This is a genomic window from Bradyrhizobium sp. CCBAU 53338 (assembly GCF_015291665.1).
Taxonomy (GTDB): domain Bacteria; phylum Pseudomonadota; class Alphaproteobacteria; order Rhizobiales; family Xanthobacteraceae; genus Bradyrhizobium.
This window is the reverse complement of sequence record NZ_CP030048.1, coordinates 1,176,860-1,198,261: the sequence shown is the minus strand read 5'-3', so window position 1 is coordinate 1,198,261 and position 21,402 is coordinate 1,176,860. Positions and strand designations below refer to the sequence as shown.

The 21,402-nt window shown below is 64.5% G+C and carries 23 protein-coding genes; 3 read left to right on the top strand and 20 right to left on the bottom strand.

Going from position 1 to position 21,402, the window contains the following annotated elements:
* The first annotated feature begins 201 nt into the window (after positions 1 to 201).
* The gene (locus XH90_RS05800; protein ID WP_194479635.1) at positions 202 to 555 is read left to right on the top strand and encodes a hypothetical protein; all 354 of its coding nucleotides are present in this window, start codon (positions 202 to 204) and stop codon (positions 553 to 555) included.
* Positions 556 to 645: 90 nt separating this feature from the next.
* Here XH90_RS05800 and XH90_RS05795 read toward each other — a convergent pair whose 3' ends face one another.
* The 13 genes from XH90_RS05795 to XH90_RS05735 all read right to left on the bottom strand — a co-directional run bounded on the left by XH90_RS05795 (position 646) and on the right by XH90_RS05735 (position 14,706).
* Positions 646 to 1,065, bottom strand: coding sequence for a DUF3052 family protein (locus XH90_RS05795; protein WP_194479634.1), 420 nt, complete (start codon positions 1,063 to 1,065; stop codon positions 646 to 648).
* Between the two features lie 12 nt (positions 1,066 to 1,077).
* Positions 1,078 to 3,000, bottom strand: coding sequence for an ATP-dependent zinc metalloprotease FtsH (ftsH, locus tag XH90_RS05790; RefSeq protein WP_194479633.1), 1,923 nt, complete (start codon positions 2,998 to 3,000; stop codon positions 1,078 to 1,080).
* A 265-nt stretch (positions 3,001 to 3,265) separates the two neighbouring features.
* Complete coding sequence (gene tilS, locus XH90_RS05785) at positions 3,266 to 4,417, bottom strand: tRNA lysidine(34) synthetase TilS (protein ID WP_194479632.1); 1,152 nt, start codon at positions 4,415 to 4,417, stop codon at positions 3,266 to 3,268.
* Between the two features lie 61 nt (positions 4,418 to 4,478).
* Entirely contained in the window at positions 4,479 to 5,543 is a 1,065-nt protein-coding gene (ybgF, locus tag XH90_RS05780; protein ID WP_194479631.1) for a tol-pal system protein YbgF, read from the bottom strand.
* 188 nt (positions 5,544 to 5,731) lie between these two features.
* Positions 5,732 to 6,220: a peptidoglycan-associated lipoprotein Pal gene (pal, locus tag XH90_RS05775; RefSeq protein ID WP_194479630.1), complete on the bottom strand. Its 489-nt coding sequence runs from the start codon at positions 6,218 to 6,220 to the stop codon at positions 5,732 to 5,734.
* Positions 6,221 to 6,493: 273 nt separating this feature from the next.
* Complete coding sequence (locus tag XH90_RS05770; RefSeq protein WP_246755697.1) at positions 6,494 to 7,234, bottom strand: hypothetical protein; 741 nt, start codon at positions 7,232 to 7,234, stop codon at positions 6,494 to 6,496.
* Positions 7,235 to 7,378: 144 nt separating this feature from the next.
* Positions 7,379 to 9,715, bottom strand: a complete 2,337-nt coding sequence (locus XH90_RS05765; RefSeq protein WP_194479629.1) for a bifunctional diguanylate cyclase/phosphodiesterase — start codon at positions 9,713 to 9,715, stop codon at positions 7,379 to 7,381.
* Between the two features lie 37 nt (positions 9,716 to 9,752).
* Positions 9,753 to 9,947 carry a hypothetical protein gene (locus tag XH90_RS05760; protein ID WP_194479628.1) on the bottom strand — a complete coding sequence of 65 codons (195 nt, stop codon included), beginning with the start codon at positions 9,945 to 9,947 and terminating at the stop codon, positions 9,753 to 9,755.
* Between the two features lie 19 nt (positions 9,948 to 9,966).
* Positions 9,967 to 11,313 (bottom strand): Tol-Pal system beta propeller repeat protein TolB, encoded by a 1,347-nt coding sequence (gene tolB / locus XH90_RS05755; protein WP_194482601.1) that lies wholly within the window; start codon positions 11,311 to 11,313, stop codon positions 9,967 to 9,969.
* Between the two features lie 41 nt (positions 11,314 to 11,354).
* Positions 11,355 to 12,317, bottom strand: a complete 963-nt coding sequence (locus XH90_RS05750; RefSeq protein WP_194479627.1) for a protein TolA — start codon at positions 12,315 to 12,317, stop codon at positions 11,355 to 11,357.
* A gap of 4 nt (positions 12,318 to 12,321) precedes the next feature.
* Positions 12,322 to 12,774: a protein TolR gene (gene tolR, locus XH90_RS05745; protein WP_194479626.1), complete on the bottom strand. Its 453-nt coding sequence runs from the start codon at positions 12,772 to 12,774 to the stop codon at positions 12,322 to 12,324.
* Positions 12,775 to 12,817: 43 nt separating this feature from the next.
* On the bottom strand, positions 12,818 to 13,534 hold the full coding sequence (gene tolQ / locus XH90_RS05740; protein ID WP_027532430.1) for a protein TolQ: 717 nt from the start codon (positions 13,532 to 13,534) through the stop codon (positions 12,818 to 12,820).
* 404 nt (positions 13,535 to 13,938) lie between these two features.
* Entirely contained in the window at positions 13,939 to 14,706 is a 768-nt protein-coding gene (locus XH90_RS05735; protein ID WP_194479625.1) for a serine acetyltransferase, read from the bottom strand.
* 306 nt (positions 14,707 to 15,012) lie between these two features.
* Here XH90_RS05735 and XH90_RS05730 point away from each other — a divergent pair, with 306 nt between their 5' ends.
* Positions 15,013 to 16,176, top strand: a complete 1,164-nt coding sequence (locus XH90_RS05730; RefSeq protein ID WP_194479624.1) for an acyl-CoA desaturase — start codon at positions 15,013 to 15,015, stop codon at positions 16,174 to 16,176.
* Positions 16,177 to 16,192: 16 nt separating this feature from the next.
* Here XH90_RS05730 and XH90_RS39580 read toward each other — a convergent pair whose 3' ends face one another.
* From XH90_RS39580 to XH90_RS05700, 7 genes are all read right to left on the bottom strand, one after another.
* A complete protein-coding gene (locus XH90_RS39580; RefSeq protein ID WP_256442504.1) occupies positions 16,193 to 16,327 on the bottom strand; it encodes a hypothetical protein in 135 nt (44 codons plus the stop codon).
* Entirely contained in the window at positions 16,324 to 16,581 is a 258-nt protein-coding gene (locus XH90_RS05725; RefSeq protein WP_194479623.1) for a hypothetical protein, read from the bottom strand. Before XH90_RS05725 ends, XH90_RS39580 begins: the two co-directional genes overlap by 4 nt.
* Before the next feature lie 65 nt (positions 16,582 to 16,646).
* Positions 16,647 to 16,808, bottom strand: a complete 162-nt coding sequence (locus XH90_RS05720; protein ID WP_194479622.1) for a hypothetical protein — start codon at positions 16,806 to 16,808, stop codon at positions 16,647 to 16,649.
* Between the two features lie 148 nt (positions 16,809 to 16,956).
* A complete protein-coding gene (locus XH90_RS05715; protein ID WP_194479621.1) occupies positions 16,957 to 17,451 on the bottom strand; it encodes a DUF2852 domain-containing protein in 495 nt (164 codons plus the stop codon).
* 121 nt (positions 17,452 to 17,572) lie between these two features.
* Positions 17,573 to 18,313 (bottom strand): TetR/AcrR family transcriptional regulator, encoded by a 741-nt coding sequence (locus tag XH90_RS05710; protein ID WP_194479620.1) that lies wholly within the window; start codon positions 18,311 to 18,313, stop codon positions 17,573 to 17,575.
* A gap of 96 nt (positions 18,314 to 18,409) precedes the next feature.
* Complete coding sequence (locus XH90_RS05705) at positions 18,410 to 18,772, bottom strand: hypothetical protein (protein ID WP_194479619.1); 363 nt, start codon at positions 18,770 to 18,772, stop codon at positions 18,410 to 18,412.
* 17 nt (positions 18,773 to 18,789) lie between these two features.
* Complete coding sequence (locus XH90_RS05700; protein ID WP_194479618.1) at positions 18,790 to 19,194, bottom strand: YciI family protein; 405 nt, start codon at positions 19,192 to 19,194, stop codon at positions 18,790 to 18,792.
* Between the two features lie 432 nt (positions 19,195 to 19,626).
* Here XH90_RS05700 and XH90_RS05695 point away from each other — a divergent pair, with 432 nt between their 5' ends.
* Positions 19,627 to 21,291, top strand: a complete 1,665-nt coding sequence (locus tag XH90_RS05695; RefSeq protein ID WP_194482600.1) for a PAS domain-containing methyl-accepting chemotaxis protein — start codon at positions 19,627 to 19,629, stop codon at positions 21,289 to 21,291.
* Positions 21,292 to 21,402 lie beyond the last annotated feature (111 nt).

Sequence of the window (21,402 nt, the reverse complement as noted above, 5' to 3'; positions counted from 1 at the left end):
GGGTGACGATGCGGTCATCCAGGTCCGCGGCGGGCACGGCCATGGGCATGGTCATGGATGGCATGGCAATCGCGGGCATCACTACGGATGGTATCTGGGCCGCGGCAACTGGAAGCACCGGCACTGAGCAAGCGGCGGCGATCGAGCTGTTCACGACACCATTTGCGAACGGCTTGCGCAGATTGATCTGCCTCCGGCATCATGGGTCCGGAGGCTCGTTTTTCCGTGTCGTTGAAGAATCCGGACGCAATCGCCGTCATCGTATCTGCGCTCCGCCAGGTTCATGGTGACGACGTCGCGCGGATGATGCTGGTCGAGGGCATGAGCCTGGCCAATCTGATCGACGCGATGTTCTCGGCGCCCCTGACGCACCGCGAGGCCGTCCGGGCGATCACGGACGGGCTCGACGACTTCGTCATCACGCCGGACCTCGGCCTGATTTGGCACCTCAAATACATCTACGGGCCCGGCTCCCTGCACGTCGTGGATCTGGAGATCGCCACGCCTGATGGCACGCTGGCGAGCAAGGACGTCTGGCTTCGTCTCGCGTCGTGAAAAGGGTGGGTCAGGTCACGGCGGCAACTGCATCCACCTCCGCAATGACGGAGCGTGGAGCCGCGGCGTGGGTTCGCCACCGGGCCGATGCTACTTCGCTTGCTTCGCGCGATCCTTCACCGGGATCACGAGCTTCAGGCCGGACCAGATGTCGTCGACGGCGCAGATATTGATATCGACAAGGCCGTTCGCGAGCGCGGTTTCGCGCACCAAGGCTTCGGTGACGTCGGTCGCAACGCCTGACGCCTTCTTCGGCCAAGAGGCCCAGATCATCCCGTCGGGCGCGATCGCCTTGCGGTAGCTGCGCAGCTTGGCGGCGAGGCCTTTTGCTTCGGTCGCGAAGACATGGACCAGGTCGAGCGGGGCCCTGGCGGTCTTTGCGATCCTGACGTCGTCAGGCAATCCGCCGACGAGATCGCCATAGGCCACGGACAGCCCATCCACAAAAATACAAAAGCCCGGCTTGATGCCGAGCTTTTGCACTAACGGTTTGCCGGAATATCCGGCCATGGCAGGCGAGCGTTACGCCTGCGGCTGCGGCTCCAGGCCGGGATCCGGATCGGGCCGCGGGCGCGACTTGCCGGCCGGAGGCACAGCGGAGGCGCGCGGCGTGGTCGGCTCGAGCACCGACTCGCGGTTCGGCTTCTTGCCCTTGAGCAGGTCGACGATCTCGTCACCGCTGAGCGTTTCGAACTCGAGCAGGCCCTTGGCCAGCGCTTCGAGGTCGGCATGCTTCTCGGTGAGGATGCGGGTCGCTTCCTTGTAGCCTTCCTCGACCAGACGGCGGATCTCGGAGTCGATCTTCTGCACCGTCGCTTCAGAGGCGTTCTGCGTGCGCGAGACCGACATCCCCAGAAACACCTCGTCCTGGTTCTCGCCGTAGGAGACGGTGCCGAGCTCTTCCGACAGGCCCCAGCGCGTCACCATCATCCGGGCAAGGCGCGTGGCCTGCTCGATGTCGGAGGCGGCGCCCGAGGTCACCTTCTCGCGGCCGAAGATCAGCTCTTCGGCGACGCGGCCGCCCATCATGATGGCGAGGCGCGAGGTCATCTGCTCCAGGGACATCGACAGCTTGTCGCGCTCGGGGAGTTGCATGACCATGCCGAGCGCGCGGCCGCGCGGGATGATGGTCGCCTTGTGGATCGGATCGGTCGCGGGCACGTTGAGGCCGACGATGGCGTGGCCGCCCTCGTGATAGGCCGTCAGCAGCTTCTCTTCCTCGGTCATGACCAGCGACTTGCGCTCGGCGCCCATCATCACCTTGTCCTTGGCCTCCTCGAACTCGGCCTGGGTCACCATGCGCTTGTTGCGGCGGGCCGCGGTGAGGGCTGCTTCGTTGACGAGGTTCATCAGGTCGGCGCCGGAGAATCCAGGCGTGCCGCGCGCGATGGTCTTGAGGTTGATATCGGGCGCCAGCGGCACCTTGCGAACGTGAACCTTGAGGATCTGCTCGCGGCCGACGACGTCGGGATTCGGCACCACGACCTGGCGGTCGAAACGGCCCGGACGCAGCAGCGCGGGATCGAGCACGTCGGGGCGGTTGGTCGCGGCGATCAGGATCACGCCCTCGTTCGCCTCGAAGCCGTCCATCTCGACCAGCAACTGGTTCAGCGTCTGCTCGCGCTCGTCATTGCCGCCGCCGAGACCGGCGCCGCGATGACGACCGACCGCGTCGATTTCGTCGATGAAGATGATGCAGGGCGCGTTCTTCTTGGCCTGCTCGAACATGTCACGCACACGGGAGGCGCCGACGCCGACGAACATTTCGACGAAGTCCGAACCCGAAATGGTGAAGAACGGCACGTTGGCTTCGCCCGCGACCGCGCGCGCGATCAGGGTCTTGCCGGTGCCGGGAGGGCCGACCAGCAGCACGCCGCGCGGAATGCGGCCGCCGAGGCGCTGGAATTTGCCGGGATCACGGAGGAATTCGACGATCTCCTGCAGGTCCTGCTTGGCCTCGTCCACGCCGGCGACGTCTTCAAACGTGACGCGGCCATGGGCCTCGGTCAGCATCTTCGCGCGCGACTTGCCGAAGCCCATCGCCTTGCCGGCCCCGCCCTGCATCTGCCGCGACAGGAAGATCCAGACGCCGATCAGCGCGATGAAGGGCAGCCAGGAAACCAAGAGCGAGACGAACCACGGCACGTTGTCGCCGGGCGGCTTCGCGGTGATCTGGACCTTGCTGTCATAGAGGCGCTTCACCAGCGTCGGGTCGTTCGGCGCATAGGTCTGGAAGCTCTGGCCGGTGGTGAAGGTGCCGTGAATATCGGGGCCCTGGATCACGACGTCGCGGACGCGGCCCTGGTCAACCTCGGTCAGGAGCTGGGAGAACGCGATGTCCTGCGAGGAGGCGCGCTGGCCCGGATTCTGGAAGAGCGTGAACAACGCCAAGAGCAGCAAAACAATGATGACCCAGAGGGCGAAATTGCGCAGATTGGCGTTCATCGATCTTCCTTCGTGGTCGCGCGGATCGCGGCCTCATCCTTGGGCTTCACGAGGAAATCCCCAAGGAATCCTCATCGTTAGACGCATACAATTTAGGTGCCGGCCCGGTCGCTGCCAAGGGAACGAGATGGGACTATTTAGCCCATCTTAGAGCAATTCCCGCTGAAATAATGGCATCGAGGCCGGGGTTTTTCCTGCCTGGTTAAGGTGTCCTGACGGCGGGCCGCCGAAACGGCCGGTGTCATGGTCCGCACTCATCCGACCTTCAAGGGCTCTTGGATCCACCCTTGGATCCACCCTTGGATCCACCCTTGGACGTTCTCTTGGACGTTCCCTTGGACCGCCGGACCGGCGCGGGCGCGATGTGGATACGCCCCCCGGCAAGGCTGATCAAGGCTCCCGCAAGGGTTTGCTTGAGAAGGCTCTGCTTCGGGATGGAACGGCCATTCACGGATGCACGAGACCCCGCAACCATCGCCTGATCCAGCGCGGCAAGCAGGGTCTCGACCTTGCCGAGTTCCGCGGGCCCTTCGTGGCCCAGCGCGTCGATCGCCCGAAGCAGGAGCCGTAGCCGGACTTCTTCCGGCAGGGTGGCGAAGGCTTCCGCTTCGAAGGAGCTTTGGGCCTCGGAACTGCGAACGCCCGGCTGCGGCCGTCGGCCGCGATCCGTCAAGCGGAGAAAGCGCTCGGCGCCGTCGGTCAGCACCTCGACGGCCGCGTTGGCACGGGCGAGCCGGCCTGCGAGCCGCACCAGGGTGCGGGCATCGCCGCCCTCGGCTGCGAGTTGCGGCAGCAGCGCGCGAAGCCTCGGCCTCGTGAAGGAAGCGTCGCGGTTGGTGGGATCATCCGTGAAGCTGATCCTGGCCCGCCTCAGCGTTGCGATCAGTTGCGATTTCGGAACATCGAGCAGCGGGCGCGCCAGCACGAGGCCGTCGCGCGGCGTGAAGCGCGCCATCGCCGACAGGCCGGCGATGCCGCTGCCGCGGAGCAGCCGCATCAGCAGCGTCTCGGCCTGGTCGTCGCGGGTGTGGGCGGTGAGCACGTGGCTTGCGCCGGCCGAGCGGGCGGCTTGCGCCAGCAGGCGGTAACGGGCTTCGCGCGCGGCGGCGGGCAATCCCGTCGCCGGCTTTGCGCCGCGCCAGCGCAGGGTCCGGTGCGCAAGGCCAAGTTCAGTGGCAAGCCGCTTGACCTCGCGCGCCTCGCGCGCCGCCTCGCTCCGCAGGCCATGATCGACGGTGACGACGGTGAGCTCGGGGCCGCGCGCAAGGCTGCGCCGCCAGCGCGCCGCGAGCCACATCAGCGCGACCGAGTCGGGCCCGCCGGAGACGGCGAGCACCAAGGCCGGCGCGCTTCTGAGCTCGGCGAAGAGCTGCTTCGCCGCGCGCGCGGAGATCGGTGAATTGTCGTCGTCTGACATGACGCGGCCCAGCAATCGCCAGACTATCTAGCGCAATCCCGTCCGCGTTGTCAGCGAGGCGTCAGCACTTCACCCGCTTCTGCTCGCGGTCGACGGCGGCCTTCACGCCGGCCGAGGCGCGCGGATATTTGCGGCCGACCTCGCCGAAGGCGGCGCAGGCGGCTTCCTTCTCCTTCAGCGCGGCGAGCGACTGGCCGAGCCGCAGCAGCGCATCCGGCGCCTTGGCCGATTTGTCGTATTTCGTGGTGACGGCGAGGAAGGCTTCGGCGGAATCGCGATATTGCTGGCGCTGGAAATAGCTTTCGCCGAGCCAGTATTGCGCATCGCCGAGCAGCGGATCTGCAGGATATTTCGCCGCGAAATTCTTCATGGTCTGCTCGGCCAGAGCGTAATCCTTGCGCTGCATGTAGCCGATGCCGAGGTCGAACTCGTCGCGCGGCGTCGCCGAGGGCGGCAGGGTCGCAAGAGCCGGAGCACCTCCGGCCTGCGCGGGATAGCCCTGCTGGGCGGGCGGATAGCCCGGCTGCGCCGGCGCGGCCGCCTGCGGGTAGCGGCCTGGAGCATTGTTGATGTCGAGCGGCTCGCCGACGCCGCGGCCACCGGGCGCGCCGCCAACCTGACCACCACCGGCCGACATCGGCTGCTGGCCGCCGCCGAGCGCGCGCGGTGCGCCCGGCGCATTCGGATTCTGGTTCGGGTCGAACGCATCGCCTCGCCGGCGCGTACCGGGCGCGCCGGGGCCGGGCTGTTCCTGAACGATCGGCGCGGGAGAGGCGATCTGCGGCTGCTCGTAATTCGGCTGCATGGCCTGTTGCTGCGGCGGCTGCTGGCGATAGGCGGGCGCGACCTGCGCGGGCGGCACCGCCGCGACATTGGGCTGGGCCGGCGACTGGCCGGGCGTCGCGCCTTGCGCGCCGCCCTCGAGCTGGCGGATGCGATCCTCGAGCTGCCGGTTGCGGTATTGCAGCTCCTCGTTCTGGCCGGTGAGCTGGCGCAGCTGGTTCTCCAGCCGCTCGATCCGCATCTCGGGGTCCTCGCCGTCCGACTGGGCGAAGACGGGCGTGCACAAGGAGAGCAGCGCGGCGATGGCCACGGTGCCGGTAAGGACCTTAAATCTGGATGACATCTTGCCCTGACGACGAAAGCGAAATGGCCTGCGACGGAACCTGCGACGCGCCACACATCGAAGCGGAGTACGCCAAAAATGTGACTGGCACCACCGGGATTCTGTCACAGAATGCTGAAACGAAACCGGCGCCCGTGAGGGCGCCGGCATATTCGGTTTCCAAAGATGAACGCCGCCTGACCGAAGCGTCAGGAGCTCGCGTTCAGCACGGTCACGGCGCGACGGTTCTGCGACCAGCAGGAGATATCGTTACAGACGGCGACGGGCCGCTCCTTGCCGTAGGAGATCGTGCGCATCCGGTTCGGATCGATGCCGCGCGAGGCGAGGAACGCGCGCACCGACTGGGCACGGCGGGCGCCGAGGGCGATGTTGTATTCGCGGGTGCCGCGCTCGTCGGCGTGACCTTCGATGGTGAAGGAGTAGCGCGGATAGGTCTGGAGCCACTGCGCCTGCTTCTCCAGGGTCACGATCGCCTGCGGGGTCAGATCGGTCTGGTCGCTCTCGAAGAACACGCGGTCGCCCACGTTCACCACGAAATCCTGCTGGCTGCCGGGCGTCGCCGCGCTCGCATTGGCGTCCAGGCCCGCATTCTGCTTGGCGCAGGCGCCCATCGACAGCGCGATTGCGACCACTGCAGCCAGCTTCCATCCCTGGAGGATACGCATAGGATATTTCATTCCGGAGCCTCCACGCTCACGTTCGTCCACTGCTGTCCGGTCTACAGGGGGTTGGTTAAGCGAACGTTCCGTCAACCTTGACGGAACCTTGCCTCAGCCGGTCAAATGCCCCCAACCAGCGAAAAGCACCCATCATGGTTAATGGGTTGTAAATGTGGCGCGAGGGTGAAGGCAAGCCGTGGCGCGCACGGAACCGGGTATTTTTAAGCCCGGTCCGGACCTTCCGGGTGCTTGACCACAGCTTGCGGTCGGGCGCGGCCGTCTTGGGGGTCTTCAGGAGGAGGCAACCAGCTTTGGACGCTCGGAGGCGACTTTCGGCAATTCGACGCCCGCCGATTGCTTCATGCTGTGCTCGAACAGCATCCGACGCTCGAATGCGCTCGAGCGCATGATCGGAAAACGGGTCAAGACCCTTTCCCGCACGGCACGGAAATCGGACGCCATCAGAGCCACCTTTGCCAGGGCATTCGGAAACAGGCGCGGCTCGGCGATGGTTTCGTTCAGGAAGACCCGGCGATAGAACGGCTCATGCGCAGGACGCACGAGCGCGAGGCCGGTATCGGCATTGAAATATTCGCAGGCCAGAAACACCAGCCGCACCGTCAGATAGGGAAGCTCAGGAAAGCATTTGGCCTTTTCCGGGCTCGCAACGAAGCGGGCCGGATCGATGAAAACCTCGCCCCGATCGAGGCGAGGATGCAGCACGTCGCCGAACAGATCGGTCGTGCAGGACATCCGCTGTTCTGAGGTCAGCAGGTGGAGACGAATGGAGCTGCAGAGTTCGCCATCGACGTAGACGCCGAACGTCTTCGCATTGGGCGCATCGTCGTAACCGTCGCTGTAGCGCTGGGACTCCGACTGCGGAATGAGTCCGCCGCGCGTATAGGCCCTGTAGCGCATCTGATAGAGCTGATCTTTCTCCTCGGGAGTCTCGATGGATCGGTAGTCGATGCGATCGAACAGCGCTCCCCCCCGCACAGAGAGCGAAGCGCGCGGTTCGGCTTCAAACTTCATCCAACATTCCTCAACTAACGAACAACTTTTGCGAGTGACAAAAAGATTAACAGCTTCTTAACAAGCATGCAACGTAATCACCCTGTTAGGGTTAACCCTGCCGGTCGTGCAATGTCAGCGATTGGCCCGCAAATTTACGGGATTTTACGCGATCGATCGTGAGGCGATGGTCAGCAGCTGCTCGTCCGGCGGGCGGCGGCCGTGCGAGGCATTCAGCAATTGCCGAACCCGAACCGCAGGGACCGGCCGGCTGAAGAGATAGCCCTGTCCCTCGGTGATCGTACCGTCGGCGCTGATCAGTTCAAGCTGCTCGTTGGTCTCGATGCCCTCGACCACGACCGACATGCCGAGATCGGCGGCCAGCCGCGCCACGCCGCGCAGCAGCGTGAGCGGCCGATCGGTATCGATGCCCTCGAGGAAGGAGCGGTCGATCTTGACCTTCTGCATCGGGAAATTGTGCAGGTAGCTGAGGCTCGAATAGCCGGTGCCGAAATCGTCCAGCGAGATGCGCACGCCGAGCGCGTGCAGCTGCGACAGGACGTCGTGGGTGAGCTGGGTGTTACGCAGCAGCGAGGATTCGGTGATCTCGATCTCCAGGCGATGTGCCGGCAGGCCCGACACTTCGAGCGCGTACCGAATCTCGCTCAGCACGTCGCGCTGGTGGAATTGCTGCGGCGAGAAATTGACGGCGACGCTGACGCCCTCCGGCCACTTCATGCATTCCATGCAGGCGCGACGCAGGATCCAGCGGCCGAGATCGACGATCAGGCCCATGTCCTCGGCGACCGGGATGATGTCGATCGGCGAGACCGTGCCGCGCACCGGATGATTCCAGCGCAGCAGCGCTTCGCAGGTGGTGATCTTGCCGGACTTCAGGTTGACCAGCGGCTGATAGAACAGCTCGAACTCCTCGTTCGCCAGCGCCTTGCGCAGGTCGAGCTCGAGGATGCGGCGGGCCTCGACGGTCGCCGCCATCTCGTCGCGGAAGAAGCAGAAGGTGCCGCGGCCGTCGGCCTTGGCGCGGTAGAGCGCCATGTCGGCGTTCTTGAGCAGCGTGTCGGCGCTGGCGCCGTCGGGCGAGGTCAGCGCGATGCCGACGCTGGCGCCGATCTCGACCAGGTGATTGTCGATGCGATAGCGCTCGCTCAGGCGCTCGACGATGCGGCGTGCGAGGCTCGCGGCGTCCTCGGCCGAATTGATGTTCTGCTGGAACACGACGAACTCGTCGCCGCCGAAGCGGGCGACGAAATCCTCCGGCCGCAGCATCTCGCGCAGGCGATTGGCGACCGCGCAGAGGAGCTGGTCGCCGCAGGGATGACCAAGCGTGTCGTTGACCTGCTTGAACTGGTCGAGGTCGACGAACAGCAGCGCGGAGAGGCGTTCGGACTGGTGCGGATGGGCGAGCAGCCGTCCGATCTCGTCGCGGAAGGAGACGCGGTTCGGCAGCGCCGTCAGCTCGTCATAGCGGGCGAGATGGCTGATGCGGGCTTCCGCATTGGTGCGCTCGGTGATGTCCTCCAGCAGCACGACCGTGCCGCCGCCCACCATCGGCTGGAACGTCCAGGACAGCGTGCGCCCACGCGTGTAATCCGGATCGTTGGTCAGGAGTTCGCGGACCCGTCCCTCCTCGATCTCACAGAGGATCAGGTTGCCGCTCTCCGTCGAGATCGAACCGCCATTGACGCACGCCGCGATGATTTCGGACGCGTTGGGACGGCCCTCCACGAGATCGTCGGGCAGATTCATCATCTCGCTGAAGCGGTGATTCATGACCGCAAGCTGTCCGTCGACGCCGAACATGCACAGGCCGTGCGGCATATTGTTCAAGGCGGTGTCGAACTGGCCCGCGAGCGCCGCTTCGCGCTCGCGCGCGACAAGCGCCCGCATGAATATCCGGTGCAAATTGGCCGAAATCTGTATGACGGCCACCAGAAAGGCGGCGCACAGGACGGACATCACGACGTAATAGGTCGTGCCGCGCAACGCCAGCGCGATCACTGTCGAACCGAAGCAAAGCGAAGCCTGCAGCTTGTATATCCACTGCCGTCCATAGGCCCTGCCCGCGCCTCCCGCCACGAACCCGGTGGTAGTGGAGAGAGAAATCATATGGGCCACGGCGTCGTCACTGACCAACAACGTGGTGGTGCACCAGATGCCGACCGCAGCGGCCTGGATCATCGCTCCGATCTGATGCCGGTTCTTCCACCGCGCAGCTTCATCGGCGGTCAGCGTCGATTTGCGCATCTGGTAGCGCCGCAAGTCGAACGCCCGAATGGCGCCGGCGACAATGAGAAGCGCAACACACGCCCAGATCGCCGGCTCTCCCGTCTTGAACGCAGTCGCGGCTGCCGCGATGGCGCCGAAGACAAGACCTGTCAGCAACGGAGCGGGAGTTTCAAACAGCGAATCGATCAGCGCCGCCGAAATCGTCGGCGAGGCCTGCCGTTGGGTCGGCTCTCCGCTGTGGGTTGCAAACTGCATCTGTTTCTGTATGCGCGTCCTGTTCCAGCGCGTACTTTTACCCAGACCAGATGAAGCCTTTCTGAGGGAACATCGTTAAAGTCGAGTTGTTTTTCGGCAATGACGAAGCTGATTCTGTTGAAATATCATGCAGGTAGGCAAGCGTTGCCGAGCGCAAGGTGAAGGAAAGCTTGCCGTGCGCACGGAACCGCGAAAAATCGGCGCTTTTTTTCGACAAGATCGCGCGTTGCAACGCGCGATCTCTTCATCGGTCATTGGCCCGCGGTCGCGGAGAGCAGCGGCGACCAGGCCGGATCCGAGGCAAAGCCCGGCGTCGGCACTTTCAGCTCGTTGCGGCCGGAAATGTCGACCGAGAACAGCGACGGTCCGGAGTTGCCGCCGGGATCGCGGAAAAACATCAACACACGACCGTTCGGCGAGAAGGTCGGGCCTTCGTTGTGGAAGCCGGACGTGAGCAGGCGCTCGCCGGAGCCATCGGGCTTCATGACGCCGATCGAGAACTGGCCGCCGCCCTGCCGGGTGAAGGCGATGTAGTCGCCGCGGGGCGACCACACCGGCGTCGAATAGGTGGCGTTGTTGTCGTCCTTGGAAAAGGAGATGCGCTGCGCCTGTCCGCCGCCCGCTGCCATCACATAGATCTGCGACCTGCCGCCGCGATCGGACTCGAAGCAGATGCGGGTGCCATCAGGCGAATAGGACGGCGACGTGTCGATTGCCGGCGTGTCGGTGAGGCGCGTCGTCGAGCGCGAGCGCAGATCCATCACGAACAGGTTGGAATTTCCGCCCTGCTGCAGGCTCATGATGACGCGCTGGCCATCCGGCGAGAAGCGCGGCGCGAAGGTCATGCCGGGGAAGTTGCCGACGATCTCGCGCTGTCCGGTCTCGATGTTGAAGAGGTAGACCTTCGGGTCGCCCTGGCCGAACTCCATATAGGTGATCTCTTGCGAGTTCGGCGAGAAGCGCGGCGTCAGCACGAGGTCAGAGCCGCGGGTCAAATAGCGCACATTGGCGCCGTCCTGGTCCATCATGGCGAGCCGCTTGACGCGGCGCTCCTTCGGCCCGGACTCGTCGACGAACACGACGCGGCTGTCGAAATAGCCTTTTTCGCCGGTCATCTGGGTGTAGATCTGGTCGGAGATGATGTGGGCGATCCGGCGCCAATATTCCGGCGAGGTGAAATATTGCTGGCCGGCGAGCTGCTGGCCGGTGACCACGTCCCACAGGCGGAATTCGGCCTTGAGCCGGCCGTCCTGCTGCCGCGTCATGCGGCCGGTGACGAGGGCCTGCGCGTTCAGGGTCTTCCAGTTCTGGAAATTGGGCGCGACGTCGATGTTGCTGATGCGCTCGATGAAGGCAGCCTGGTCGATCGGCGCAAACAGGCCCGAGCGGCTCAGATTGTTGGTGATGACCTGCGTGACGCCGTTGCTGACATCGCCGTCGGCGGGCGAGCCTGGCACGAAATTGCTGATCGCGATCGGGATCGGACGAAACTCGTCGGATTGGACGACGATCCGCTTTCGGTCCTGCGCTAACGCCTGCCCGCCCCCAAGCAATGCAAGCGTCGACCCTGTCAGGGTCATGAAGCGGCGGCGGTTCATCGAACGAACGTCAATCATCGCAAAATTCTTTTGTTCGGATGTCACAACATGTCTTTCAGGCCGAAAGTCATCGGAATGAGCTTCCAGCTGTCGTATTGCTGCTTTGGCAGGAACGAATAGACCTGACACTGCACGATCGCACGCCTGGCGCTCTCGGCCACCGCCTGGGCGATCGACCGCGACGGCCCTCGCACCGCGACGATGACCGGCTCGGCGGCGAGCGATCCGTCGATCTTCATGGGGATGTCGATGTCGGCTTCGTACAGGTTGGCGTCCTGCCCGTTATAGGTCGGCGTGAAGCAGCGCTTCACCGCGCCCTGGAATGCACCTTGCCAGGTCGCGACGTTGTTTGCCGCTGCCCCAGACGTCGAGCCCAGCGAGGCCGACGCGTTCAACGCCGATCCCGTGAGCTCGTGGCGGGTCACGGCACGCTTGTCGAGATCGCGAGCGATCTGCGCGGGATCGAAGGTGCGCTCCTTGGGCTTCGGCTGCTGCTGCGGCTGGACTGCGGCGACCTTCTGCTCCACGGGCTTGGGCGGCGGCTTCTTGGTCTCCAGCTTCTTCTGGAGCTCCGCAATCGGATCTTCCTTGGCCGGGTCAGGCTTCTTCTCCTGCGGCTTCGGCTCTTCCTTCGGCTTGGTCTCGGCGACCGGCTTCGGCGGCTCGGGCTTCTTCTCGACCGGCTTTTCGACGGGCTTCGGCGGCGGCGTGTCGGGGGTCGAGTTGGTCTTGATCAGCTCTTTCTTCTCGGTGACCTTGCCGACGGAATCTTCCTCGGGCTTGGCCTCGGCGATCTTCTCGACCTTGGGCTTGAGCTCTTCCTTCTTGCCGGTCTTCTGCCCCGACATCATCTGCGCGAGCTGATCGGTGGAGATGATGTCGACCGGAAGCGACTCCTCCGGCACGATGTACGCCTTGCTGCTGAAGGTGAGCAGGCCCCATCCCAGCACGAGGGCGTGGAGGACAATCGACGCAACGAGTGTCTTGTCGACGTTCACCTTCACTGGCCTAGGACCCCTGATCCGCTTCGGTGACGAGCGCCAGCTTCTTGAAGCCCGCACCCGACAGCAGGCCCATGACCTTGGCCACCGTGCCGTAATCCGCCTTCTTGTCGGCGCGCAGATAGATCCGTTCCTCGAGCCCGCCGCGCGCGTCCGTGATCGCCTTCAGCTTCGGGATCAGCTCGTTGATCGGGATCTCGGCGTCGGCGATGAACACCTTGCCGTTGATGTCGACCGACATCTGGATCGGCTTCTGGTCGCTCTGGTCGAGGCTCTTGGCCTGGGTCTGCGGCAGGTCGAGTGGCACGCCGACGGTGAGCAACGGCGCCGACACCATGAAGATGATGAGCAGCACCAGCATCACGTCGACCATCGGCGTGACGTTGATCTCGGCCATGACCGGCTTGCGCCGGCTCCGACGGCCGCCGCCTCCGGACGAACTGGCTACGTTCATGCCCATGGCTTGGTGCCCAATCTCGCCTTCACACTATACATGCCGTCCGTCAGCCCCGCTCGTCGATCTGGCGGGAGAGGATGGCTGAAAATTCATCAGCGAAGCCCTCGAGCCGCTGGGCCTGCCGGTTCACCTCGGACGTGAACTTATTGTAGAAAATAGTGGCAGGAATTGCGGCAATGAGGCCGACCGCGGTCGCAAACAGCGCTTCGGCGATACCGGGCGCCACCACCGCCAGGGAGGTATTTTTCGACGCCGCGATCGACTGGAAGCTCGACATGATGCCCCAGACCGTGCCGAACAGGCCGACGAAGGGGCCGGCCGAGCCGACGGTCGCGAGCACCAGCAGGCGGCGTTCCAGCCGCTCGACCTCGCGGGCGATCGAGACGTTCATGACCTTGTCGATGCGCATCTGCAGGCCGGCGACCGAGCGGGCGTGGCTCTCGAAGGAGCGTTTCCATTCGCGCATCGCCGCGACGAAACAGGCTGCCATGGAATGGGTCGGCTTGGCCGAGAGGGTGCGATAGAGTTCCTCGATCGACTCGCCCGACCAGAACGCCTGCTCGAAGCGGTCCATCGAGCGGCGGGTGCGGGCATACAGGAAGATCTTGTCGATCGCGATGGCCCAGACCCAGACCGAGCAGGACAGCAGGCCCAGCATGACGCATTTCACGATCCAGTGAGCCTGCCAGAACAGCGCGATCAGCGACACGTCGGCGGAGGCGGCAACCGGAAGGGCGGACTGAGCCACGTCGGCCGGATTCATCAGCAGTATCCTCTCAAGACGATCACTTTTGGCGATCGTTACCTATGTCCCGGCCAGCCAAACGACGGCCGGTTCCCCAACAGCCGCGCTAGAACCGGCGCTGCCGGCAAGCCCGCTCAAAGCCTTGTCTTTCTGGGGTACAGGGGCTCGTCCAAAGCCGCCGCCTGCATTCCCTGCCAAGATGTCAAAACTATGGGCCTCGACGACGGCTCCGGGCGCGATTGTCCATAATTACCAGAGCCCGGCGATGGTTAATGGCGGGTTACCGGGGTCGCATTTGGCTACGGAAAAGGGTGGCGGCGCAGGGGGATGGAGGTGCCGGCGACGGGGCATGGTGTCGCGTGGCGTTACCGGGGTAGCAACTGCGAGCCCAGACCGAGTTCGGTTCCCCCCACCGAATAGGCTCACGCCACCGAGGCTGGCTCTGGGCAGTTGGTCAGCCGCGCTGGATTGCCGACTGCCGTGCATCCGCCGGGGACATCCGATGTCACGACCGCGTCGGCGCCGATCCTGGCGAACTCGCCGATGCTGACATCGCCGAGAATGGTCGCGCCGGCACCGATGAAGACGCCGCGGCCGATGCGCGGCGAACGCGTCGGCAGTTCACTGCCGCGGCCGATGCTGACGTTCTGGAGGATGGTGACCTCGTCGCCGATCACGGCCGCGGCGCCGATGACGATGCCGGTGGCATGGTCGAGATAGACCGCCGATCCGACGTTGGCCGCAGGATGGATGCTGACCTGGAGGACGTTCGAGGCCTCGTTCTGAAACAGCAGCGCCACATCGTGATGGTCATGACGCCAGAGCCAGTGCGAGACGCGCCAGGCCTGCAGCGCGACGTAACCCTTGAAATGCAGCAGCGGCGGCAACAGGCCGGCGATGGCGGGATCACGACGCGTGATGGCCTGCAAATCACGGCCGGCGGCTGCGATCAGATCCGGCTGGGCACGAAGAGCTTTCAAGGAAAATTCGGTGAAGCGTTCGCGCTCGCTGACGCTGCCGCCAAGCCGGCGCCCGATCAGATCGGCGAGAACAGCCGTGAAATCATCGTGTGCCAGGATGGCGCCGGCAACCGCCTTGCCAAAGACGGGATCGGCAACCGCGGTACGCAGCGCCTCGTCGCGAATGCTTTGCCAGAGATCGTCGCCCACCATGATCGCAGCTCGTGCCATCGCCGCCTCCGGTATCTTGATGCTTCCCCATATAGGTCGTGGGCAAGGCGGCGCCAGCGGCACCGCCGACCCGCACATCATGCCGCAGCTTCCCGTGAGGTTACGAGCTTGCATGCCAGACGCCGGCGCCCCTATAGTCCGCCGGATTTTCGGCCGACGCTGCGTCGGCCGGGATGTCCGAGCTTCTCGAGCCCGCGCGGTGGTCCGCCATCCGCGGGTTTTTCGTACCCGGCAGCCTCCTGCTCCGCCGACACTCATCTCCGCACCCCTCATCCGAGGTTACGCCAAGAGAGGTTACGCCAAGACATGTCGCCCAACGCGCCCGCCGACGACCAGCACGACGACATCATGTACCCCTCCGCCGTCCCGTTCCTGCTGGTCCATCTCGGCTGCCTTGCAGCGATCTGGTCGGGCGTCACCTGGCAGGCCCTCGCGATCTGCGCGGCGCTGTATGTCGTGCGGATGTTCGGAATCGGAGCCGGCTACCACCGCTATTTCTCCCATCGGGCATTTGCGACCGGCCGGGTGTTTCAGTTCATCCTTGCCTGCCTTGCGCAGAGCAGCGCGCAGAAGAGCGTGTTGTGGTGGGCGGCCAAGCATCGGCACCATCATCTGCATTCCGATACGGAGCGCGACGTGCATTCCCCGCGCCAGCGCGGCTTTCTGTACAGCCACCTCGGCTGGATTTTCTACAGAGAGCACGACACGACTGACCTGGTGAAAGTCGGCGATCTCGCGGTCTACCCGGAGCTGATGTGGCTGCATCGGCTCGAGCTGTTGCCGGCCGTGGTGCTTGCGGCGCTCTGCTTTCTGGTTGCGGGATGGCCGGGTCTGGTCGTCGGATTCCTGTGGAGCACGGTGCTGGTCTATCACGCGACCTTCTGCATCAATTCGCTCGCCCATGTGCATGGACGCAAGCGCTACGTCACGGGCGATGATTCCCGCAACAACTGGCTGCTGGCACTGCTCACTCTGGGCGAAGGCTGGCACAACAATCACCACGCCTACCAGAGCAGCGTGCGGCAGGGCTTTTACTGGTGGGAGATTGACGTAACCTATTACGCGCTCAAGATCCTGTCCTGGTTCGGCGTCGTCTGGAACATGAAGGCGCCGCCCGAGCTGGTGCTGCGCAACGAGCAGCCGCTCGGCGCGCGGGTCATCCATCGCGCGGCCCGCGAACTCGCGGGGCGGTTCGACGCTCACGCGCTCGCGCACGCGATCTCGTCGGCACTGCACCGGGCCGATCTCGCGCAGCTGCAACTGCCGACCCTGCACGACATCCTCGATCGCGCGCATGACGGCGTCGATGCGCTGACGCATCTGCATCTGCCGAAGATACCGACCCGCGAGGAGTTTCTCAGCGAAGCCAGGGCGATGTTCGCGCGCACGCGATCCCTCAACGAGATCGTCGACCATGCCTACGAGCACTTCCTGACATCGGTTCGTGCGCAGCTCGCGACGGTGCGCTGAAGCGCGCGGGCCATCCTCATCCTGCCGGGACGCGTCCGTCGGGCGCGCGTTCCGGCCGGGCTTGCCTGCGCAGGCCGAGCGCACAAAGCCAGCCGCCCGCCGCGACGAGGGCCGGCAGGACGAAGAGCGCGAAATCGCGAAGCAGGATCATGGCGCGAGGCTCCCCTTCGCGAACGAGATTGCCCGGCCGAGTGCGAGCCAGGCGAACCAATAGAGGTAGAGGCTCAGGAAGACTTTCCAGGACTCGCCGACCTGCCAGTGCGGGTAGAGTTCGACTTGCGTCGGCCATCTATTGAGAAACGCAACCGCCATCGGAATCAGGCCGCCGAACCGCCCGAACAGCGCCGTCGCGCGTTCGAGCAGCGCGATGCGCCGGTTGATCTGGTAGTGTTCGGCGTTGGTCATGGTCGGACCCGTTGGCGCGCGGGAGGCGCCGTCGCGGTTTAGTCGCGCCGCGCGCGGATCGGGTTCTATCGTGTCGAGGGATGGCTGTGGACGACACCGCAGAGCTGTCGGCCGCAGCTGCGGAAATGGCAATCGACAGCGCCCGCGCAGCCGCCATAGACGAAACTGAGATAGCCCAGCACCGCAAAAGCGGTCATGCCGAGCAGTAGGCGCGTGGTGAGGTCCATGGGCTTTTGTGCCTCCGAACCGTGCGCCGGTTCGGAGGACTCGATCCTCTTCCCCCCAAAACCAAACCGCCCGCCTGCGGGATGCGCAGGCGGGCGGCTCGGGGCCATCAGGACTTTGGGGGCATGCGCCTGAAGGCTTTGAGAAGTGTCAGCCCTGCTGCTGGTCGGTCGGCGGCGGGGTCGGACGCGTCTTGTGCTGCGCCATGAACTGGTCGAACTCTTCCTTGTCCTTGGCGTGGCGCAGACGGTCGAGGAAGTTCTTGAACTCGACCTGCTCTTCCTCGAGCCGGCGCAGCGTTTCGGTGCGGTACTCGTCGAAGGCGCGGTTGCCGGAGGACGGCGGACCGAAGCCAAAGCCGCCGAAGCCGCGGCGCTCCATGCGGTCGCGCATGCGGTCCATCTTGTACTGCATCCGCTCCATCTTGTTCTGCCAGCGATCCGAGTTGCTCCAGCACGACATTCTTCTGCTCCCGAGTGTGAAAAAGAGAAGGGCGAGTCCGATCGGCCACCAGATGATGAAGCCGAGAATGGTCACGGCAATCCAGCCAGGATGCCAGGGCGTATCGAGCATGTGGGGCCGCTCGTACTGTTGGTGTTGGTCCGAGGGGCCGCGCCAGCGATTGACATCAGCGGTGTAGGCCATTTCCCTTCTCCATCACGGCATCAGCGCCGTTGTGAATGTAAATAACATTTACATAGCTAGACCATCGCGCGATTTTGTCAAGCCGGCGGCCTGAGGGGCCTGCGGAATTATTTGCGCAACTTTATTTCGGCTTGCCCCAGGGCCCGCCAGGAGGCACGCCGGAACCGGAGGGTGCCTCCGGCGGGATCGGCGGTGGTTCGGCGCTGTTCGCCTGCGGCCGGCGGTCGGTGGGGAAGCCGAGGCCGCGCAGATAGATCAGCACCTCGGCCTCGAGCAGCTCGTCCGGCGACATCGGCAGCTTGCGGCGTGCGGCATCGCCACGCGAGAACAGCGAGGCGACGCCATGCGCCATCGTCCAGATGTGCAGCGCCATCATCATCGCCGGCGGACGCGGCGTGCCCGGCGGGGCGAGCGCCGCGAGACGCTCCGCGGCGGCGCGAATGACGTTGAAAGCGCGCTCGCTGGCGGCCTGCAGCGCCGGATTGGCATCGACGGGAAGGCCCGATTCGAACATCGCGTTGTAGAAGGCGGGCTCCTCGCGGGCGAACGCGAGATAGGCCCGGCCGACGCGCTCGAACGCCGTGACGGTATCGGGGCGGCCGTCGTCCCAGGCCGCAGTGAGCCTCTGCTCGAACTGCTCAAAACCGCGCTGCGCGATCGAGGACAACAGTTCGTCGCGATCGCGGAAATGCCGGTAAGGTGCCGCCGCACTGACACCGGCCATGCGCGCGGCATCGGCGAAGGTGAAGCCGGCCGCACCCTTCTCGGCGATCAGCCCGAGGGCGGCCTGCAGAAGGGCTTCCTTCAGATTGCCGTGGTGATAGCCGCGCTCGGCGCGGCGCTGCTCCTTGCGCCAGCTCATGTGAACGACCTTTACATGAGCGGCGCGTGAAGGTCACTAGCGGCAACGGGTTTTGGTGAACCCGTACTTCCACGTGTCGGACGTTCCGATCGGCTCCTAGCCGCCCGGGATCGGCAGCACCGGCATGATCTCGACGCGCTCGCCGGGGAAGATCGCGAAATGCGGATGGTTCTCGAACATCTTGGCGGCCGCCTCGTGCGAAGTGGCGCGAACCACCGTGAAGGCGCCCATCTCGTTGGCGATGTCGACGACACCCTTGGCATCGACCTTCTTGGTCTTGCCCAGTGGGCCGCCCATGGCCTGGATCGCCCCCTGGTGCTTCTCGACCCACCCCTTCCAGGCCGCGATGCCCTCGATCTCCCTCGCCTTGCGCTCGGCGTCGGACATCGCATTCCATGCGGCCCATTTCGGACTGGTCTTGCTACCGAGGAAGACGGCAAGATAGGTGTCGTTGCTCATCGGTCGTTTCTCCCTTGCTAGCTCTTCAGGTCCTCGAAACCGGCGGCAGCGGCCTGCACGTCGGGCGGAAAATCGGTCATTTCCTGCACCTGGCGGATCTCGATGATCTCATTGGCCGAGGCCGGGCATTGCCTGGCCCAGGCGATCGCCTCCTCGCGCGAGCCGACCTCGATCATCCAGTAGCCGCCCAGCACTTCCTTGGCCTCCGCGAAGGGCCCGTCGGTCACGACGGGCACACCGGTCGAAAACGAGACGCGCGCGCCCATCGACGGCGGATGCAGGCCGTCCAGCGTGATCAGCACGCCGGCGTCCTTCAGTGCCTCGTTGTAGCGCATCATCGCGGCAACGCGTTCGGGACCGAGTTGGACGTCCGCCGGCGCAGTCTCATAGCCGAGCGGGATCATCAGCATCATGAATCGCATGCGGTTCCTCACTCAGGCGGGCCTTCTGGCCCGCGCTCACTTCCAAGACGAACGAACCGCTACAAGGCCGACACGACCGAGGAAATTATTTCGGAAGTCATTGCGAGGCGCGCGGGCAGCGTGTGGGAACCTCCGCAAGACGAAGCAGTCGCGGCAGCGCCGGCAATCTGTCGCAGCCGACGCCATGCGCCGAACGGGAATATTTTTCGGCACGGCTCAGTAAAACTACGGCCAGCTCGTATGAATTGCACAGTGCTTATGAAGCCAGAAAGCTCGCCAACTGAACGACATCGACATCACACGTGGAAATACGGAGCTAACTCAGGTTTATGCACGGGTTTACAGTTGCTCAACAAGACCATGCAACTTTTCCGCTAATGCGGCGATACGGTGATCCCGCCGATCCGCCGCCAGATCATTGCGGAGCATCACGTGTTCAATTTCCAGAACAAGAAAGTCAGGCACGCCGTCGCAGAGGTCGAGGCGCTCGACCGGTCGCAGGCGGTGATCGAGTTCGGTCTCGACGGCACCATCGTCACCGCAAACGAGAACTTCCTGAAGGCGATGGGCTATTCGCTCAGCGAGATCAAGGGCAGGCATCACGGCATTTTCGTCGATCCGGCCGAACGCGAGAGCGCCGTCTATCGCGAGTTCTGGGCGCGGCTCAATCGCGGGGAGTACCAGGCTGCGCAATACAAGCGCTTCGCCAAGGGGGGCCAGCCCGTTTGGATTCAGGCCTCCTACAATCCGATCATTGACAAGAACGGCAAGCCGACTGGCGTCATCAAGCTCGCCACCGACATCACGGCCGAGAAGATCAAGGCGATGGAAGATTCCGGCAAGATCGCCGCCATCAACCGCGCCCAGGCCGTGATCGAGTTCCAGACGGACGGCACCATCATCACCGCCAACGAGAATTTTCTCGGTGCGATGGGCTATACGCTGGACGAGATCAAGGGCAAGCACCACAGCATGTTCGTGACGCCGGAGGACCGCGCCGGCGCGGCCTATGGCGCGCTGTGGGCCAAGCTGAACCGCGGCGAGTTCGAGGCTGCCGAGTTCAAGCGGATCGCCAAGGGCGGCCGCGAGATCTGGATTCTCGCGAGCTACAATCCGATCCTCGACGAGAGCGGCAAGCCGTTCAAGGTGGTGAAGTTCGCGACCGACATCACCGCCCAGAAGATGAAGTCCGCCGACAATGACGGCCAGCTCGCCGCGATCCAGAAGTCGCAGGCGGTGATCGAGTTCAACATGGACGGCACGATCCGCACCGCGAACGAAAATTTCCTCAAGGCGATGGGTTATTCGCTCGCCGAGATCAAGGGCCAGCATCACGGCATGTTCGTCGACCCGAACGAGAAGAACTCGGCCGCCTACCGCCAGTTCTGGGAGACCCTCAATCGCGGCGAATACCAGGCCGCCGAATACAAGCGGATCGCCAAGGGCGGCCGCGAGATCTGGATCCAGGCGTCCTACAACCCGATCTTCGACCTCAACGGCAAGCCCTACAAGGTGGTGAAATACGCCACCGACATCACAGCGCAGGCGATCGGCCGCAAGAAGGCCGAGGCCGCGCGCGGACTGATCGAGGCTGTCGCGGCGGGCAGCGAAGAAATGAGTGCGTCGATCCGCGAGATTTCCGAAACCATGGCGAAGTCGCGCGAGAATTCCAAGACTGCGGCGACGAGGGTCGAATCCGCGGACAGCCAGGCGCAGAAATTGGCGACCGCGGCGCAAGCCATGAGTGGCATCGTCGAAATGATCTCCGGCATCACCAGCCAGATCAATCTGCTCGCGCTCAACGCCACGATCGAATCCGCCCGTGCCGGCGAAGCCGGCCGCGGCTTTGCGGTGGTCGCCTCGGAGGTGAAGAATCTCGCCAATCAGGCCAAGCAGGCGACGGACACGATCACCTCCGAAATCGACGCGCTGAACGTGATCTCGGGCGACGTCGCGAACTCGCTGACCGCGATCAAGGCCGCGATCGCCGGCGTCAACGAGTTCATCGCCACCACCGCCGCCGCGGTCGAGGAACAGAGCGCCGTGACCGCGGACATGTCGGCGAACATGCAGCGCGCAGCGGCGGAGCTGTCCTAGGCGTTCCTCCACGGAACCATTCGACTCCCCTTACCAAGGCCCTGCATCCCGTGATGCCGGGCCTTGATTGCATCTGGGGTCTTTCTGGCGCAGTAAGGGACGCTGGCCGCA

Coding starts and splice junctions, on each gene's coding strand:
- ftsH (WP_194479633.1), bottom strand. CDS start 3,000: ATGAACGCCAATCTGCGCAATTTCGCCCTCTGGGTCATCATTGTTTTG.
- XH90_RS05795 (WP_194479634.1), bottom strand. CDS start 1,065: ATGGCCGGATATTCCGGCAAACCGTTAGTGCAAAAGCTCGGCATCAAG.
- XH90_RS05700 (WP_194479618.1), bottom strand. CDS start 19,194: ATGCGATTCATGATGCTGATGATCCCGCTCGGCTATGAGACTGCGCCG.
- XH90_RS05800 (WP_194479635.1), top strand. CDS start 202: ATGGGTCCGGAGGCTCGTTTTTCCGTGTCGTTGAAGAATCCGGACGCA.
- tolQ (WP_027532430.1), bottom strand. CDS start 13,534: ATGAATCCGGCCGACGTGGCTCAGTCCGCCCTTCCGGTTGCCGCCTCC.
- XH90_RS05715 (WP_194479621.1), bottom strand. CDS start 17,451: ATGGCCTACACCGCTGATGTCAATCGCTGGCGCGGCCCCTCGGACCAA.
- tolB (WP_194482601.1), bottom strand. CDS start 11,313: ATGAACCGCCGCCGCTTCATGACCCTGACAGGGTCGACGCTTGCATTG.
- XH90_RS05730 (WP_194479624.1), top strand. CDS start 15,013: ATGTCGCCCAACGCGCCCGCCGACGACCAGCACGACGACATCATGTAC.
- XH90_RS05705 (WP_194479619.1), bottom strand. CDS start 18,772: ATGAGCAACGACACCTATCTTGCCGTCTTCCTCGGTAGCAAGACCAGT.
- XH90_RS05735 (WP_194479625.1), bottom strand. CDS start 14,706: ATGGCACGAGCTGCGATCATGGTGGGCGACGATCTCTGGCAAAGCATT.
- tilS (WP_194479632.1), bottom strand. CDS start 4,417: ATGTCAGACGACGACAATTCACCGATCTCCGCGCGCGCGGCGAAGCAG.
- XH90_RS39580 (WP_256442504.1), bottom strand. CDS start 16,327: ATGATCCTGCTTCGCGATTTCGCGCTCTTCGTCCTGCCGGCCCTCGTC.
- ybgF (WP_194479631.1), bottom strand. CDS start 5,543: ATGTCATCCAGATTTAAGGTCCTTACCGGCACCGTGGCCATCGCCGCG.
- pal (WP_194479630.1), bottom strand. CDS start 6,220: ATGAAATATCCTATGCGTATCCTCCAGGGATGGAAGCTGGCTGCAGTG.
- tolR (WP_194479626.1), bottom strand. CDS start 12,774: ATGGGCATGAACGTAGCCAGTTCGTCCGGAGGCGGCGGCCGTCGGAGC.
- XH90_RS05770 (WP_246755697.1), bottom strand. CDS start 7,234: ATGAAGTTTGAAGCCGAACCGCGCGCTTCGCTCTCTGTGCGGGGGGGA.
- XH90_RS05710 (WP_194479620.1), bottom strand. CDS start 18,313: ATGAGCTGGCGCAAGGAGCAGCGCCGCGCCGAGCGCGGCTATCACCAC.
- XH90_RS05765 (WP_194479629.1), bottom strand. CDS start 9,715: ATGCAGTTTGCAACCCACAGCGGAGAGCCGACCCAACGGCAGGCCTCG.
- XH90_RS05720 (WP_194479622.1), bottom strand. CDS start 16,808: ATGGACCTCACCACGCGCCTACTGCTCGGCATGACCGCTTTTGCGGTG.
- XH90_RS05725 (WP_194479623.1), bottom strand. CDS start 16,581: ATGACCAACGCCGAACACTACCAGATCAACCGGCGCATCGCGCTGCTC.